Origin of the sequence: Pseudomonas sp. URMO17WK12:I11 (genome assembly GCF_007677725.1) — a bacterium.
In the GTDB taxonomy this organism is placed as follows: Bacteria; Pseudomonadota; Gammaproteobacteria; order Pseudomonadales; family Pseudomonadaceae; genus Aquipseudomonas.
Map to the genome: position 1 here is coordinate 360,302 of NZ_VEDF01000003.1, position 14,697 is coordinate 374,998.

A 14,697-nucleotide genomic window follows, 5' to 3' on the forward strand; every position below is an offset into this window, starting at 1 on the left:
TAAGACATTGAAATAGCCCCGCATTGTACGGGGGCGAAACGAAGGCGTACAGAATGCCCCAGGGCGTGGCTGTTGTCAGCCAAGAAAAAGCCCGGCGTGCATGCCGGGCTGTTTCAGGTGCTTTGCACGGTAAGCCAGGCTTACAGGATGCTCAGCGGGTACTCGACGATCAGGCGCAGCTCGTCCAGCGAGGGCGAACCATAGTAGACACCATCGGAAGAGCGGTAGGTGGCTTGACGCACGCGGAAGCTGAGGTCCTTGGCAGGGCCTTCTTGCAGCACGTACTTGATGTCGATGTCGCGTTCCCATTCCTTGCCATTGCTGGTGCCAGCGACGTTAGCGTCGGTACCACGCACGTAACGGGTCATGAAGGTCAGGCCGGGGATGCCGAATTCGGCGAAGTTCAGGTCGTAGCGAGCCTGCCAGGATTTCTCGTCTTCGGCGTTGAAGTCCGAACGGGCCACGGAGTTGCCGAGGAATACGGTGCCGCCGCCGTCTACGCCATAGCCATAGTCGCCATCACCGTGTACGCGCTGGTGCACGAGGGTGAAGGTGTGGGCGCCGATGTTCCAGGCAGCCGACAGGCTGAAGGCGGTGTTGTCCAGCTTGTCGCCATCATACGCTCGGTATTTGGCGCTGCCCTCGCTCTTGGTGTCATAGATGTTGAAGTCGAACACCAGACCTTGTTTCTCGGAAAGCGGTACGGCCCAGTTCACGTTGCCGTAGTACTTGCGCCAGTAGTCTTCTACCTTGGAGTAGTAGAGGCTGGTGCTGAGGCTTTCATTGAAAAGGTAAGTACCACCGACCACGTTGGCTTCGGTCAGACGCAAGCTGTCGCGGAACGTTTGTGCCTGCGCGTTCATCCCGGTGAAGTGACCGGCGTGCAGCGTCAGGTTTTCAATTTCATTGCTGGTGATCAGCGCGCCTTCGGCAACTTCAGGCAGCAAGCGGCTGTCATCGGTGGCGAACACTGGCAGGGCCGTGAACTGGTTGCCGTATTTGAGCACAGTGTTGGAGATGCGCAGTTTAACGGCGCCACCGGCTTCGGAGTAGTCATCCTGCGAGCGACCATCGGAGCCAGTTGGGAACAGGCCGGTGCCAGCGCGGCCTTTACCACTGTCGAGTTTCAGCCCGAGCATGCCGATGGCATCGACGCCGAAGCCCACGGTGCCTTGGGTGAAGCCGGACTCGAAGGTGCCCAGGAAGCCCAGGCCAGTTTCTTCCGAACGGCTTTTGCGATCGCCGGTGATCGGGTCGCGATCGTTGTTCCGAGCATCACGGCTGAAGTACAGCATGCGAGTCTTGACATTCAGCTTGCTGTCTTCGATGAAACCTTTGGATTCGTCCTGGGCCGAGGCGAAGGCCAGTTGCGAGGTCCCTGCCGAAACGGCCAGGGCGATCATGCTCCACTTCATCACGCGCATCGTGATTTGCTCCTTTGGTTTTAGGAAGAGTACCGCTGCGCCCAAGTTATTTAGTTATATGGGTACAGCTCTTTCTTGTTATGTCGGCGGAAGGTATAGCACGCTGACTGTTGTTGGCGATATGGCAAAAATGATCCTTTTGGGAACTTTATGCGCATGCCGCTTACAGGTATTTCCATGTCGCAAATCACGTCCCGGGTTGGCGGGCCGTACAACGCCAGCGCTGTGCTGTTGCCGTCACAATTGTGTAATTACAGTTGCAGGCTAAGCGGACTCCCTGGTGTATCCATCTCGCTGTTGTTATTTGTCGCGTCATCCTGCCAATGCAGGTGTCGTGCCGACTTCCCGCAAGGAGAATGCAACAAGCGTGCTCAAATCTGTCGGCCATTCATGAAATTTTCACAAATGCTGGCGCAATGCCCGTGAAAACGCCGGAAATAAAGGCTGGGCGTTGTCTGATGGTGTGCCAAGACTTTGCCTGTATCGAGCTCATCAAGCTGTCATAAAAGTCAATGTGTTACCGCCGACAGTTGATCCTGAATCGTTACCGTGGGTAGAAGCGTAGTGCGGCCCCATGGGTAGGCGTCATTTTGGTGCGAAAAGTAGCGCGGTGTTACCGCTGCGGTGCAAATGCCGGCATTGAATGAACTTAAAGCGTGCAGCGCGGCGTTGCCGCATGCCGGCCGGCCTTGGTCGCGGTATCCTAGGCGCATATGTCGAGTGACGGGAGACTCACCGTGTTTGAAATGGATTCGCGTTTGCAACAGGACGCCCTGCTGCTGGGTGACTTTGCGCTGTGTCGGTTGCTGCTTAGCAAAGACGCCAATTTTCCGTGGTTCATCCTGGTGCCAAGGCGCGCAGGCGTCAGCGAGCTGTTCGACCTCAGCGAGCAGGATCAGGCGCAGCTATGGAAAGAAACCACCTACCTGGCTGAGGCACTGAGTATCGAGTTCGCCGCGGACAAGATGAACGTCGCCACGCTGGGCAACATGGTCAGCCAGCTGCATATGCATGTCATCGTCCGGCACCAGGGCGATGCTGCCTGGCCTGCGCCGGTGTGGGGCAGGGTGCCGGCGACAGCCTATACGGCCGAGCAGGTGCAAGGCATTCGCCAGCGGCTGCGCACGCGGTTGACCCACGACTTTCAGGAGGCCTGAGATGTCGGCAGATAGGCGTATCATCGAGTTGGAAACTCGCCAGGCCTTCCAGGACGACACCATTCAGGCACTGAACGATGTGGTTGCCGAGCAGGGGCGGGTGATCGAGCGTCTGCAATTGCAGATGGCCGAGCTGATCAAACGTTACGAAGAAATGGTCGGGCAGTACGGCAATGAAGGCGAAGAGGCGCCGCCGCCGCATTATTGAGACAAGATTCGCCCCGCCGTTGCAGCGGGGCGACCCGTTCAGCGGCGGTTGACGGCAACCACATCCTCGGCCTGCAGGCCTTTGTCCCGGTGCATCACCGAGAACTCCACGCGCTGGCCCTCGACCAGTATGCGGTGGCCTTCGCCTCGAATCGCGCGAAAGTGCACGAAGATATCATCGCCCGAGTCGCGGGAAATGAAGCCGAAGCCTTTGGAGGTGTTGAACCACTTCACGGTACCGGTATCGCGTTTGCCTGCTTCCCCGGGGATGCCCTGACTGGCGCGCGCTTTCTTGCCACTGCGGGCGAAGCTGGCCAGCAGGTGCAGGGCCACGGCCAGCGCGGCGCAGACCAGTGCCGCCAGGTTGCCCATTTCCGGGCGTGCCAGCAGTGTCAGGGTTTGCAGCACGACGGCGACGACCAGCAAAGCGCAGGCCAGGTACTGCAGCTGTTGCCGCGCGCCGCGGTAATACAGCGGCACGACCGGGGCCAGCAGCAGGTTGAGCAGGCCGAGCAAGGCCAGGTAGACCGCGTCAGGTTGCTGCAGGAAGGGTGAAGCATCGGTTTTCAGGCTGGGCATGAACGACAGCAGCAAAGCCGCAACGCCCGTCACCAGGTGGACGATCTTGAACATGGGTTGGCTCACAGTTGATAAGGCCGATCACAGGAAGAGCTGGCGGCACGGTGCGCATGAGGTGTAGAGCGCGAACACGGCAAAGCCAGCCTATGCACCCGGCAATAGCAGTCCGCACGGGTGGCACGGTGCCTATTTAACCGCAAACCCCGGGGCTTCTCAAACCGCAGGCGCTCGATGCCGATGACCTGCGTCAGGCGATGGGCATACCGCAGCAACTGTTGATACAGTGTGCAAGACCTGTTTGATCATCAGTCCTTCAGCCAAAAGGAGCACTTCATGGCAATCGATATCGGTATCAGTGAAGAAGATCGCAAGTCCATCGTCGATGGGCTGTCCCGCCTGTTGTCAGACACCTACGTGCTGTACCTGAAAACCCATAACTTCCATTGGAATGTCACCGGGCCGTCGTTCCGAACCCTGCACTTGATGTTCGAGGAGCAGTACAACGAGCTGGCGCTGGCGGTCGACTCGATTGCCGAACGCATTCGGGCGCTGGGCTTCCCGGCACCGGGTTCCTATGCCTTCTATGCCCGTCATTCCTCGATCGAGGAGGAAGAGGGCGTGCCAGCGGCCGACGAGATGATCCGCCAGCTGGTCCAGGGCCAAGAGGCTGTGGTCCGCACCGCCCGGAGTATTTTCCCGGTGGTGGACAAGGTCAGCGACGAGCCGACGGCCGACTTGCTGACCCAGCGTATGCAGGTGCACGAAAAGACCGCGTGGATGCTGCGGGTTCTGCTCGACGGTAAATGATCGGCAATGCCCAGTGGCCCATCCGGATGCCCGGCTGAAGCTTTCAGCCGGGCGTTTTCATTTGTGCAGGAAGGCTTTGCCGCTGCTTCCAATGCGTCGGTCAGCGCTTCATGAACGCTCGGTTTATTGAGCTGATGAGGTGCGTGATGCAAGCAGTCAAGCGTGCGACGGCGCTGGGGCGCTGGCCTGGCAAGCAATGCATCGACCCGTTTCGGGCCGATTTCGATATGCAGCAGATTCAACCGGTGTCGCGCTCGGTTCGGTTGAACGGTTTTTCCACTTGCCTGCGGCTTGAGGCGGTGTATTGGGGTATCCTCGAGCAGATCGCAGCCGCCAATCGCTGTTCGGTGAGTGCGGTGTTGTCCTACGTCGATCGCGAAGTGCACCTGCGCCAGGGCGGGGTGCGCAACTTCAGCGGGCTGATCCGGGTGATCTGTGTCGCCTGGCTGCTCGATCCGCCCGCAGCACGCTGATCGCCCCGTGTGCTGCGCAGTGCTGGTTAACCATATATAATCGCGCTTTTTGCTGCCCAGGCAGCCTGCGTTGTGGTTGACGAGAGACGTTCATGCCCCTTTATGACTACCAATGTGCTTCCTGCGATCACCGGCTGGAGGCATTGCAGAAGATCAGCGCCGCGCCGCTGATCGATTGCCCGGCTTGCCAAGCGCCGGCATTGAAGAAACTGTTGTCGGTCCCAGGCTTTCGCCTCAGCGGCACGGGCTGGTACGAAACCGACTTCAAGACCGGGGCAAAAAAGAACCTGGCAGGCGGCGACAAGGCCGACTGAGTTGAATTGCAGTAGCCGGGTCTTGCAGTATTAGCCCTCTGGGCGGTCAAGGCCTCCATCGAATACACGAATCACGAGAAGCGAAACCACCATCATGATGCGCAGCCATTATTGCGGCCAACTGAACGAGAGCCTGGACGGCCAGGAAGTCACCCTATGCGGCTGGGTCCATCGTCGCCGCGACCACGGCGGGGTGATCTTCCTCGACATCCGTGACCGCGAAGGCATGGCCCAGGTCGTGTTCGATCCCGATCGCGCTGAAACCTTCGCTGCCGCCGACCGCGTGCGCAGCGAGTACGTCGTGCAGATCACCGGCAAGGTTCGCAGGCGTCCGGACGGCGCGGTGAACGCCAACATGGCGTCCGGTGCCATCGAGATCCTCGGCTATCAGCTCAATGTGCTCAACGAAGCGGAAACGCCACCGTTCCCGCTCAACGAATACTCCGACGTCGGCGAGGAAACCCGCCTGCGCTACCGTTTCATCGATCTGCGTCGCCCGGAAATGGCCGACAAGCTGCGCCTGCGCTCGCGCATCACCAGCAGCATCCGCCGCTTCCTCGACGAAAACGGCTTCCTCGACGTGGAAACGCCGATCCTTACCCGTGCCACGCCTGAAGGCGCGCGTGACTACCTGGTGCCAAGCCGCACCCACGCCGGCAGCTTCTTCGCCTTGCCGCAGTCGCCACAGCTGTTCAAGCAGCTGCTGATGGTCGCCGGGTTCGACCGCTACTACCAGATCGCCAAGTGCTTCCGCGACGAAGACCTGCGTGCTGACCGCCAGCCCGAATTCACCCAGATCGACATCGAGACCAGCTTCCTCGACGAAGCCGAGATCATGGGCCTGACCGAAGGCATGATCCGCAAGCTGTTCAAGGAAGTGCTGGACCTGGAATTCGGCGAATTCCCGCACATGACCTTCGAAGAAGCCATGCGCCGTTACGGCTCCGACAAGCCTGACCTGCGCAACCCGCTGGAACTGGTCGACGTTGCCGACCAGCTCAAGGACGTCGACTTCAAGGTCTTTGCCGGCCCGGCCAACGATCCCAAGTGCCGCGTCACCGCGCTGCGCCTGCCAGGCGGCGCCAGCATGCCGCGCAGCAAGATCGACGAGTACACCAAATTCGTCGGTATCTATGGCGCCCGTGGCCTGGCCTACATCAAGGTCAACGAGCGTGCCAAGGGCGTCGAGGGTCTGCAGTCGCCGATCGTCAAGAACATCCCTGAAGCCAACCTCAACACCATCCTTGACCGCGTGGGCGCCGTGGACGGTGACATCGTGTTCTTCGGTGCCGACAAGTTCAAGGTCGTCAGCGAGGCGCTGGGCGCTCTGCGTATCCGCCTGGGTCACGACTTCGAGCTGCTGACCTGCGAGTGGGCGCCGATGTGGGTCGTCGACTTCCCGATGTTCGAAGAAAACGAAGACGGCAGTTTCAGCGCGCTGCACCACCCGTTCACCGCACCCAAGTGCACGCCGCAGGAGCTTGAGGCCAGCCCGGCCACTGCCCTGTCGCGTGCTTACGACATGGTGCTCAACGGTACCGAACTCGGGGGTGGCTCGATCCGTATCCACCGCAAAGAGATGCAGCAAGCAGTATTCCGTCTGCTGGGCATCGAGGCAGAGGAACAGGAAGAGAAATTCGGCTTCCTGCTCGACGCCCTGAAGTTCGGTGCGCCGCCGCACGGTGGTCTGGCCTTCGGCCTGGACCGTCTGGTCATGTTGATGACCGGCGCCCAGTCGATCCGCGAAGTGATCGCCTTCCCGAAAACCCAGAGCGCTGCCGACGTGATGACCCAGGCCCCAGGTCAGGTCGACGCCAAGGCCCTGCGCGAGCTGCACATCCGACTGCGCGAGCAGACCAAGGTCGAGTAATCGGCTGCGGGCGCATCCGCCGGGTGCGTCTCGGCGCTACGGCGCAGTCTTCCCACGTTCCGCCCTTCGGGGCGGAACCTGTTTCTGTTGCAAGAATTTGGAGTCGTTATGGCTGGTCATTCCAAGTGGGCGAACATCAAGCACCGCAAAGAGCGCCAGGATGCCAAGAGAGGCAAGATCTTCACCAAGTGGATCCGTGAACTGACCGTCGCCGCCAAGCAGGGTGGCGCCGATCCTGCCTCCAACCCGCGGCTGCGCCTGGCGCTGGACAAGGCCCTGGGCGCCAACATGAGCCGCGACATCATCGACCGCGCCGTGGCCCGGGGCGCGGGGACCAACGAGAGCGACAACGTCGAGGAGCTCAGCTACGAAGGCTACGGTCCGGGGGGCGTAGCGATCATGGTCGAAGCCATGACCGATAACCGCAACCGCACTGCCGCCGCCGTGCGTCATGCCTTCTCCAAATGCGGTGGTAATCTGGGTACCGATGGCTCGGTTGCCTACCTGTTCGAGCGCAAGGGTCAGATCAGTTTTGCCCCAGGCGTCGACGAAGATGCGCTGATGGAAGCTGCGATGGAGGCCGATGCCGACGACGTGGTGGGCAACGACGATGGCTCGTTCGAGGTGTTCACCTCGTTCAACAGCTTTTATGCCGTGCGCAATGCGCTGGAGGAGGCAGGTTTCAAAGCCGCCGACGCAGAGATCGTCATGCAGCCGACCACCAGTGCCGAGCTTGATCAGGACGGTGCTGAAAAGGTGCTCAAGCTGATCGACATGCTGGAAGACCTGGACGATGTGCAAAACGTCTACTCCAATGCGCAGATCAGCGACGAAATCATGGAACAACTCGGCTAAGGTCGCTCCAGGCCAGTGCTTATTGAATAAACAGGCCTTATGACTCTGATTCTTGGTATCGACCCCGGCTCGCGCATCACCGGCTACGGCGTTGTTCGCCAATCCGCCCGCGGCTGCGAGTACGTGGCGTCCGGTTGCATCCGCACCGGCAGCGGCGAGCTGCACGAACGCCTGCAGATCGTCTTTCGCGGGGTTGCAGAAATAATCGCCCAGCATGGCCCGGTCACCATGGGTATCGAGCGGGTGTTCATGGCGCGCAACGCCGATTCTGCGCTCAAGCTTGGCCAGGCGCGCGGGGCGGCCATCGTCGCCGCTGCCGAGGCGGGGCTCGAGATCGCCGAATACAGTGCCAGCCAGGTCAAGCAGGCCGTTGCAGGCAGTGGTGGAGCCAATAAGGAACAGGTCATGCTGATGGTCATGCACTTGCTCAAGTTGACCCAAAAGCCCCAGATCGATGCTTCCGATGCCCTGGCCATCGCCCTGTGCCATGCCCATACCCGCTCCAGTCTGGTGCCCCATGGCTTGTCCACGGCGCGGCGGCGCGGCGGGCGCTTGCGTCTTTGAGCGCTTCATGCGCTGATACATATTTTGTCCGGGGGAACCGTTCACCGGGCGCATTTGCTGATAGGGTTGAGCGGTCTTCGACCGGCTCCCCGAGAGGAAGGAACGGAACGTGATTGGACGTTTGCGCGGCACCCTGGCGGAAAAACAGCCGCCGCACCTGATTATCGATGTCAACGGCGTCGGCTATGAGCTGGAAGTGCCGATGACCACGCTGTATCGGCTGCCGAAGGTCGGTGAGCCGGTGACGGTGCATACCCACCTGGTAGTGCGCGAAGATGCCCATCTGCTGTACGGCTTCGCCGAAAAACGCGAGCGTGAGCTGTTTCGCGAGCTGATCCGGCTCAATGGCGTGGGGCCGAAACTGGCGCTGGCGCTGATGTCGGGCCTTGAGGTCGACGAACTGGTGCGTTGCGTACAGGCCCAGGACACGTCTGCGCTGGTGCGAGTGCCAGGCGTGGGCAAGAAGACTGCCGAGCGTCTTCTGGTCGAGCTTAAAGACCGCTTCAAGGCCTGGGAAACGTCTCCTGCGATGTTCACGCTCGTGTCCGACGGCCCGCTGCCGGCGGCCAGCGAATCCACGGCCGAGGCCGACGCGGTCAGCGCCCTGGTCTCGCTAGGCTACAAGCCGCAAGAGGCCAGCAAGGCCATCGCCGCGATCAAGGACAAGGCCGGCCTGAGCAGCGAAGAGCTGATTCGCCGCAGCCTTAAAGGGATGATTTCCAAGTGATCGAAGCCGACCGCCTGATCGCCGCCAGCGGCCGCGACCGCGAAGAAGTGCAAGACCGCGCGATCCGCCCGCTGCGCCTTGACGAATACATTGGTCAGCCGGTGGTGCGCGAACAGATGGCGCTGTTCATCCAGGCTGCGCGAGGGCGTGGCGAGTCGCTCGACCATACGCTGATCTTCGGGCCGCCGGGCCTGGGCAAGACCACCTTGGCCAACATCATCGCCCAGGAAATGGGCGTGTCGGTCAAGAGTACCTCAGGGCCGATCCTCGAGCGTCCGGGCGATCTGGCCGCGATGCTGACCAACCTCGAGCCGCACGACGTGCTGTTCATCGATGAGATCCATCGCCTGTCACCGGTCGTCGAAGAGGTACTCTACCCGGCGATGGAAGACTTCCAGCTCGACATCATGATCGGCGAAGGCCCCGCTGCGCGCTCGATCAAGCTCGATCTGCCGCCATTCACCCTGGTCGGTGCCACCACGCGTGCCGGCATGCTTACCAATCCACTGCGCGACCGCTTCGGTATCGTGCAGCGCCTGGAGTTCTACAGCGACAAGGACCTGGCCACCATCGTCAGCCGCTCGGCCAACATCCTCGGCCTTGCCATCGAGGACCAGGGTGCCTACGAAATCGCCCGCCGCGCCCGCGGCACGCCACGCATCGCCAACCGGCTGCTGCGCCGCGTACGCGACTACGCCGAGGTGCGCGGCAAGGGCCAGATCACCAAGGCCGTGGCGGACATGGCGCTGAACCTGCTGGACGTCGACGAGCGCGGCTTCGATCACTCCGACCGGCGCCTGCTGCTGACCATGATCGAGAAGTTCGACGGTGGTCCGGTCGGTGTCGACAACCTGGCCGCAGCCATCAGCGAAGAGCGTCACACCATCGAGGACGTCCTCGAGCCGTACCTGATTCAACAGGGCTACATCATGCGTACGCCTCGCGGGCGTGTGGTCACCCGTCACGCCTACCTGCATTTCGGCCTCAACGTGCCGGGCAGCCTGGGCGGCGCTAGCGAATTTTCCGATCCAGGCGATGAATGACAGATCGAAATGGGCTTTTCGTGGTCCTACCGCTGGCATGCAGACAGTGCGCTGGCATAACGACATTAATGTAGCAAAAACAGTTGCCGAGGCGGATTGGCAAGCTGAGGAGTAAGCACTAGAGTATGCGCGCGCAAAATGCCCTGGAACCGTTTGCACACCGTTGTCGCGTCTATTACGAAGATACCGATGCTGGCGGCGTGGTGTACTACGTCAATTACTTGAAATTCATGGAGCGCGCGCGTACCGAACGCTTGCGGCACCTGGGCTTTTCCCAGTCGCAACTGGCCGAGGACAACCTGCTGTTCGTGGTCCATTCCAGCGAGGCGCGCTACCACGCGCCGGCCCGCCTGGACGACGCGCTGCGGGTCACCGCGCACGTAATTGAACTCAATCGCGCCAGCCTGCGCTTCGTGCAGCAGGTCTGGCGAGAACAGGATGACACGCTGCTCTGCGAAGGGCAGTTTCTGGTGGCTGCCGTGCGCGCCGATACTTTTAAACCCCGAGCCATACCTCCCCAGCTGCGCGACGCCTTTGCGGCAGACGGCTCGGGTACTCAATCGATTGCAGGAGAATAAGCGTGGAAGCTAACGTCGTCGACCATACCTCCATGTGGAGTCTGGTCAGCAATGCCAGCGTGGTGGTGCAGCTGGTTATGCTGACCCTGGTGGCCGCCTCGGTCACTTCATGGATCATGATTTTTCAGCGCAGCACCATGCTGCGCGCCGGTCGTCGTGCGCTGGATGCCTTCGAGGAACGCTTCTGGTCGGGTATCGACCTGTCCAAGCTGTACCGTCAGGCAGGCAGCAACCCAGACCCGGACTCCGGGGTAGAGCAGGTATTCCGCGCAGGTTTCAAGGAATTCTCGCGTCTGCGTCAGCAGCCGGGCGTGGATCCCGATGCGGTAATGGAAGGCGTAGGTCGGGCCATGCGCGTGGCCATCTCGCGTGAAGAAGAAAAACTCGAGCAGAGCCTGCCGTTCCTGGCTACCGTGGGTTCGACCAGCCCCTACATCGGCCTGTTCGGTACCGTGTGGGGCATCATGAACTCCTTCCGTGGCCTGGCCAGCGCCCAGCAAGCGACCCTGGCCACCGTGGCCCCCGGCATCGCCGAGGCGCTGATCGCCACCGCGATCGGCCTGTTCGCGGCCATCCCCGCAGTCATCGCCTACAACCGGTTCGCCGCGCGCAGCGAAGTACTGATCGGTCGTTACTACACCTTCGCCGACGAATTCCAGGCGATCCTGCACCGCAAAGTGCACACCAGCGAAGAGTAATCAGGTACAAGCCCATGGCCCGAGTTCGCCACAAACGCAAGCCCGTCGCCGAGATGAACGTGGTGCCCTACATCGACGTGATGCTGGTGCTGCTGGTCATCTTCATGGTGACCGCGCCGATGCTCAACCAGGGCGTCAAGGTCGACCTGCCCAAGGTTTCCAGCGAAGCCCTGCCGCAGGACAACAACGTCCAGATCCTCACCATTTCGATCAAGGCCGACAAGACCTACTACTGGAACCTTGGCAGTGAAGTCGACACCGACAAGCAGATGGACAAGGCCATGACCTTGCCCGACATGACCAGCGCGGTGACCAAGATCATTGCTGCCGGTCGTGACCAGGGCAAACAGACCCAGGTCTTCATTCGTGGCGACAAGGCTGTTGACTACGGCGCCGTGATGGGCGCCATGGGCGGGTTGCAGAAGGCCGGTGTCGGTAACGTTGGCCTGATCACCGAGGCGCCCTGATGCAACAGCGAGAGCCATCCGCCTCGGAAAGCTACTTCTGGCCCAGTGTCTGGGCCATTGGCCTGCATGTGCTGGTCTTTGCCATGCTGTTCGTCAGCTTTGCCATGACGCCTGAACTGCCGCCTTCCAAGCCGATCGTTCAGGCTACGCTGTATCAGCTGAAGTCCAAGAGTCAGGCGACGACCCAGACCAACCAGAAGATTGCCGGGGAAGCGAAGAAAACCGCCGCGCGCCAGACCGAAGTCGAACAGCTGGAACAGAAGAAAGTCGAACAGGAGGCCATCAAGGCCGCGGAACAAAAGAAAGCCGACGCCGCTCAAAAGGCCGAACAGGCACGCGAAGCTGCCGAGGCGAAAAAGGCCGAGGAAGCTGCCAAGGCTGCTGAAGCGAAGAAGGCCGCCGAGTCCAAGAAGGCCGAGGAGGCGAAGAAGGCTGCCGAGAAACAGCAGGCCGACATCGCTAAGAAGAAGGCCGAGGAAGAGGCCAAGAAGCAGGCCGAGGAAGAAGCCAAGAAACAGGCAGCCGAAGAGGCCAAGAAAAAGGCCGCTGAAGACGCCAAGAAAAAAGCAGCCGAGGACGCCAAGAAGAAAGCGGCGGCCGAGGAGGCGAAGAAGAAGGCAGCTGAAGAGGCGAAGAAAAAGGCCGCTGCAGATGCCCAGAAGAAAAAGGCGCAGGAAGCTGCACGCAAGTCGGCCGAAGACAAGAAAGCCCAGGCCTTGGCCGAGCTCTTGTCTGACTCCACCGAGCGCCAGCAGGCGCTGGCTGACGAGCAGGGCGACCAGGTGGCCGGCGATTTCGACGACCTGATCCGTATGCGCGCAGCCGAAGGTTGGGCCCGTCCGCCGTCTGCACGTAAAGGCATGACAGTGACGTTGCAGGTGAACATGTTGCCCGACGGCACTATCACCGGTGTTACCGTCACCCGCTCCAGCGGCGACGGTCCGTTTGACAGTTCGGCCGTTGCGGCAGTGAAGAACATCGGTCGTCTGACCGAGATGCAGGGTATGAAGCCGAGCGATTTCAACCGATATCGTTCGTTCAAGATGACATTTACACCTGAGGATCTAGCGTTGTGATTAAACTCCTTCGAGGAATGCTGGTCATGCTCTGCTGCGTGGCTGGCATGGCCATGGCAGAGGAAAAGAACATCCTGGTCACCAGCGGCAGCGATCGGGCCACGCCCATCGCCGTAGTGCCGTTCGGTCTGCAGGGTGGCAGCGTGCTGCCGGAAGACATGGCCGACATCATCGGCAACGATCTGCGCAACTCGGGCTACTACTCGCCGATTCCGCGGCAGAACATGATCAGCCAGCCCAGCCAGGGCAGCGAAGTCATCTTCCGCGACTGGAAAGCTTTGGGTGCGCAGTACGTCATGGTCGGCAGCATCGTGCCGTCAGGTGGACGTCTTCAGGTGCAGTACGCCCTGTTCAACGTCGCCACCGAGCAGCAAGTACTGACCGGCAGCGTCGCGGGCAGCGTCGATCAACTGCGCGACATGTCGCACTACATCGCCGACCAGTCGTTCGAAAAGCTCACCGGGATCAAGGGCGCGTTCTCCACGCGCATGCTGTACGTGACCGCCGAACGCTTCTCGACCAACAATACCCGTTACACGCTGCAGCGTTCGGATTATGACGGCGCGCGTGCGGTGACCCTGTTGCAGTCGCGCGAGCCGATCCTGTCGCCCCGCTTCGCACCCGACGGCAAGCGCATCGCCTATGTGTCGTTCGAGCAGAAGCGTCCACGTATCTTCATCCAGCACATCGATACCGGTCGCCGTGAGCAGGTGACCAACTTCGAAGGCCTGAACGGTGCACCAGCCTGGTCGCCGGATGGCTCGCGTCTGGCATTCGTGCTGTCCAAGGATGGCAATCCGGACATCTATGTCATGAACGTCGCCTCGCGCCAGATCAGCCGGGTTACCGCAGGCCCTGGCATCAACACCGAGCCGTTCTGGGGCAAGGATGGCAACACCCTGTACTTCACCTCCGACCGTGGCGGCAAGCCGCAAATCTACAAGCAGTCGGTCAGCGGTGGCAGCGCCGAGCGTGTGACATTCGTGGGTAACTACAATGCCAACCCGAAACTTTCGGCGGACGAAAAGACCCTGGTAATGATTCATCGTCAGCAGGGCTTCACCAACTTCAAAGTGGCGGCGCAAGACTTGCAGCGCGGAAGTGTAAAGATTCTCTCGGAAACAAGTCTTGATGAGTCGCCCACTGTTGCGCCCAACGGCACCATGCTAATCTACGCCACCCGCCAGCAGGGCCGGGGAGTCTTGATGCTCGTGTCGCTTAACGGCCGTGTGAGGCTCCCACTTCCTACCGCTCAAGGCGAAGTCAGAGAACCGTCCTGGTCCCCTTACCTGAACTGATTGCGGCGTAACACGTTTTGCTTAACACACTGGGGTTTCATTAGGAGTTTCACGATGGAAATGCTGAAGTTTGGTAAATTTGCTGCGCTGGCTCTGGCCATGGCCGTAGCTGTAGGTTGCTCCTCCAAAGGCGGTGACAACGCTGGTGAAGGCGCTGTCGATCCTAACGCTGGCTACGGTGCCAACGCTAACACTGGCGCTGTCGACGGCTCCCTGAGCGAAGAAGCCGCCCTGCGCGCAATCACCACCTTCTACTTCGAATACGACAGCTCGGACCTGAAGCCAGAAGCCATGCGCGCTCTGGACGTTCACGCCAAGGACCTGAAAGCCAACGGCAACCGTGTTGTTCTGGAAGGTAACACCGACGAGCGCGGCACCCGCGAGTACAACATGGCTCTGGGTGAGCGTCGTGCGAAAGCCGTTCAGCGCTACCTGGTTCTGCAGGGCGTTTCCCCTGCTCAGCTGGAACTGGTCTCCTACGGCGAAGAGCGTCCAGTTGCCACCGGCAACGACGAGCAGTCCTGGGCTCAGAACCGTCGCGTAGAACTGCGTAAGTAAGT

General features: G+C 60.8%; 18 protein-coding genes. 16 read left to right on the forward strand and 2 right to left on the reverse strand.

What is annotated here, in order from left to right:
* Positions 1 to 140: 140 nt before the first annotated feature.
* The gene (locus tag FS665_RS07915; protein WP_145185913.1) at positions 141 to 1,424 is read right to left on the reverse strand and encodes an OprD family porin; all 1,284 of its coding nucleotides are present in this window, start codon (positions 1,422 to 1,424) and stop codon (positions 141 to 143) included.
* Between the two features lie 737 nt (positions 1,425 to 2,161).
* Between FS665_RS07915 and FS665_RS07920 the strand changes: the two genes are divergently transcribed.
* Both FS665_RS07920 and FS665_RS07925 read left to right on the forward strand, forming a co-directional pair.
* Positions 2,162 to 2,581 (forward strand): HIT domain-containing protein, encoded by a 420-nt coding sequence (locus FS665_RS07920; protein ID WP_145185916.1) that lies wholly within the window; start codon positions 2,162 to 2,164, stop codon positions 2,579 to 2,581.
* Position 2,582: 1 nt separating this feature from the next.
* On the forward strand, positions 2,583 to 2,789 hold the full coding sequence (locus FS665_RS07925) for a SlyX family protein (RefSeq protein ID WP_145185919.1): 207 nt from the start codon (positions 2,583 to 2,585) through the stop codon (positions 2,787 to 2,789).
* Positions 2,790 to 2,827: 38 nt separating this feature from the next.
* Here FS665_RS07925 and FS665_RS23810 read toward each other — a convergent pair whose 3' ends face one another.
* Positions 2,828 to 3,421, reverse strand: a complete 594-nt coding sequence (locus tag FS665_RS23810; RefSeq protein WP_145185921.1) for a cold-shock protein — start codon at positions 3,419 to 3,421, stop codon at positions 2,828 to 2,830.
* A gap of 279 nt (positions 3,422 to 3,700) precedes the next feature.
* Between FS665_RS23810 and FS665_RS07935 the strand changes: the two genes are divergently transcribed.
* The 14 genes from FS665_RS07935 (at position 3,701) to pal (ending at position 14,695) form a co-directional block, all read left to right on the forward strand.
* Positions 3,701 to 4,174, forward strand: a complete 474-nt coding sequence (locus FS665_RS07935; protein ID WP_145185924.1) for a Dps family protein — start codon at positions 3,701 to 3,703, stop codon at positions 4,172 to 4,174.
* A gap of 146 nt (positions 4,175 to 4,320) precedes the next feature.
* Positions 4,321 to 4,647, forward strand: coding sequence for a ribbon-helix-helix domain-containing protein (locus FS665_RS07940; RefSeq protein ID WP_145185927.1), 327 nt, complete (start codon positions 4,321 to 4,323; stop codon positions 4,645 to 4,647).
* 92 nt (positions 4,648 to 4,739) lie between these two features.
* On the forward strand, positions 4,740 to 4,961 hold the full coding sequence (locus FS665_RS07945) for an FmdB family zinc ribbon protein (RefSeq protein WP_145185930.1): 222 nt from the start codon (positions 4,740 to 4,742) through the stop codon (positions 4,959 to 4,961).
* Between the two features lie 94 nt (positions 4,962 to 5,055).
* Positions 5,056 to 6,831, forward strand: coding sequence for an aspartate--tRNA ligase (gene aspS, locus FS665_RS07950; RefSeq protein ID WP_145185933.1), 1,776 nt, complete (start codon positions 5,056 to 5,058; stop codon positions 6,829 to 6,831).
* A 108-nt stretch (positions 6,832 to 6,939) separates the two neighbouring features.
* Positions 6,940 to 7,686 carry a YebC/PmpR family DNA-binding transcriptional regulator gene (locus FS665_RS07955; RefSeq protein ID WP_145185936.1) on the forward strand — a complete coding sequence of 249 codons (747 nt, stop codon included), beginning with the start codon at positions 6,940 to 6,942 and terminating at the stop codon, positions 7,684 to 7,686.
* Between the two features lie 39 nt (positions 7,687 to 7,725).
* On the forward strand, positions 7,726 to 8,250 hold the full coding sequence (gene ruvC, locus FS665_RS07960; protein ID WP_145185939.1) for a crossover junction endodeoxyribonuclease RuvC: 525 nt from the start codon (positions 7,726 to 7,728) through the stop codon (positions 8,248 to 8,250).
* 109 nt (positions 8,251 to 8,359) lie between these two features.
* Positions 8,360 to 8,977, forward strand: a complete 618-nt coding sequence (gene ruvA, locus FS665_RS07965; protein ID WP_145185942.1) for a Holliday junction branch migration protein RuvA — start codon at positions 8,360 to 8,362, stop codon at positions 8,975 to 8,977.
* The gene (ruvB, locus tag FS665_RS07970) at positions 8,974 to 10,020 is read left to right on the forward strand and encodes a Holliday junction branch migration DNA helicase RuvB (RefSeq protein ID WP_145185945.1); all 1,047 of its coding nucleotides are present in this window, start codon (positions 8,974 to 8,976) and stop codon (positions 10,018 to 10,020) included. The genes ruvA and ruvB overlap by 4 nt, the downstream gene beginning before the upstream one ends.
* 125 nt (positions 10,021 to 10,145) lie before the next feature.
* The gene (ybgC, locus tag FS665_RS07975) at positions 10,146 to 10,598 is read left to right on the forward strand and encodes a tol-pal system-associated acyl-CoA thioesterase (protein WP_145185948.1); all 453 of its coding nucleotides are present in this window, start codon (positions 10,146 to 10,148) and stop codon (positions 10,596 to 10,598) included.
* 2 nt (positions 10,599 to 10,600) lie between these two features.
* Entirely contained in the window at positions 10,601 to 11,296 is a 696-nt protein-coding gene (tolQ, locus tag FS665_RS07980) for a protein TolQ (protein ID WP_010952367.1), read from the forward strand.
* Positions 11,297 to 11,310: 14 nt separating this feature from the next.
* Positions 11,311 to 11,763: a protein TolR gene (tolR, locus tag FS665_RS07985; RefSeq protein ID WP_008090221.1), complete on the forward strand. Its 453-nt coding sequence runs from the start codon at positions 11,311 to 11,313 to the stop codon at positions 11,761 to 11,763.
* Positions 11,763 to 12,839: a cell envelope integrity protein TolA gene (gene tolA, locus FS665_RS07990; RefSeq protein ID WP_145185951.1), complete on the forward strand. Its 1,077-nt coding sequence runs from the start codon at positions 11,763 to 11,765 to the stop codon at positions 12,837 to 12,839. The genes tolR and tolA overlap by 1 nt, the downstream gene beginning before the upstream one ends.
* 26 nt (positions 12,840 to 12,865) lie before the next feature.
* A complete protein-coding gene (gene tolB, locus FS665_RS07995; protein ID WP_371921239.1) occupies positions 12,866 to 14,137 on the forward strand; it encodes a Tol-Pal system beta propeller repeat protein TolB in 1,272 nt (423 codons plus the stop codon).
* 54 nt (positions 14,138 to 14,191) lie between these two features.
* Positions 14,192 to 14,695 (forward strand): peptidoglycan-associated lipoprotein Pal, encoded by a 504-nt coding sequence (gene pal, locus FS665_RS08000; protein ID WP_145185957.1) that lies wholly within the window; start codon positions 14,192 to 14,194, stop codon positions 14,693 to 14,695.
* Positions 14,696 to 14,697 lie beyond the last annotated feature (2 nt).

What these genes read in the sequence shown, in the direction of transcription:
- tolB (WP_371921239.1), top strand. Translation starts at nt 12,866, where the DNA reads ATGCTCTGCTGCGTGGCTGGCATGGCCATGGCAGAGGAAAAGAACATC.
- pal (WP_145185957.1), top strand. Translation starts at nt 14,192, where the DNA reads ATGGAAATGCTGAAGTTTGGTAAATTTGCTGCGCTGGCTCTGGCCATG.
- FS665_RS07955 (WP_145185936.1), top strand. Translation starts at nt 6,940, where the DNA reads ATGGCTGGTCATTCCAAGTGGGCGAACATCAAGCACCGCAAAGAGCGC.
- FS665_RS07940 (WP_145185927.1), top strand. Translation starts at nt 4,321, where the DNA reads ATGCAAGCAGTCAAGCGTGCGACGGCGCTGGGGCGCTGGCCTGGCAAG.
- ruvC (WP_145185939.1), top strand. Translation starts at nt 7,726, where the DNA reads ATGACTCTGATTCTTGGTATCGACCCCGGCTCGCGCATCACCGGCTAC.
- FS665_RS07915 (WP_145185913.1), bottom strand. Translation starts at nt 1,424, where the DNA reads ATGCGCGTGATGAAGTGGAGCATGATCGCCCTGGCCGTTTCGGCAGGG.
- FS665_RS23810 (WP_145185921.1), bottom strand. Translation starts at nt 3,421, where the DNA reads ATGTTCAAGATCGTCCACCTGGTGACGGGCGTTGCGGCTTTGCTGCTG.
- FS665_RS07935 (WP_145185924.1), top strand. Translation starts at nt 3,701, where the DNA reads ATGGCAATCGATATCGGTATCAGTGAAGAAGATCGCAAGTCCATCGTC.
- tolA (WP_145185951.1), top strand. Translation starts at nt 11,763, where the DNA reads ATGCAACAGCGAGAGCCATCCGCCTCGGAAAGCTACTTCTGGCCCAGT.
- ybgC (WP_145185948.1), top strand. Translation starts at nt 10,146, where the DNA reads ATGCGCGCGCAAAATGCCCTGGAACCGTTTGCACACCGTTGTCGCGTC.
- FS665_RS07945 (WP_145185930.1), top strand. Translation starts at nt 4,740, where the DNA reads ATGCCCCTTTATGACTACCAATGTGCTTCCTGCGATCACCGGCTGGAG.
- aspS (WP_145185933.1), top strand. Translation starts at nt 5,056, where the DNA reads ATGATGCGCAGCCATTATTGCGGCCAACTGAACGAGAGCCTGGACGGC.
- tolR (WP_008090221.1), top strand. Translation starts at nt 11,311, where the DNA reads ATGGCCCGAGTTCGCCACAAACGCAAGCCCGTCGCCGAGATGAACGTG.
- FS665_RS07925 (WP_145185919.1), top strand. Translation starts at nt 2,583, where the DNA reads ATGTCGGCAGATAGGCGTATCATCGAGTTGGAAACTCGCCAGGCCTTC.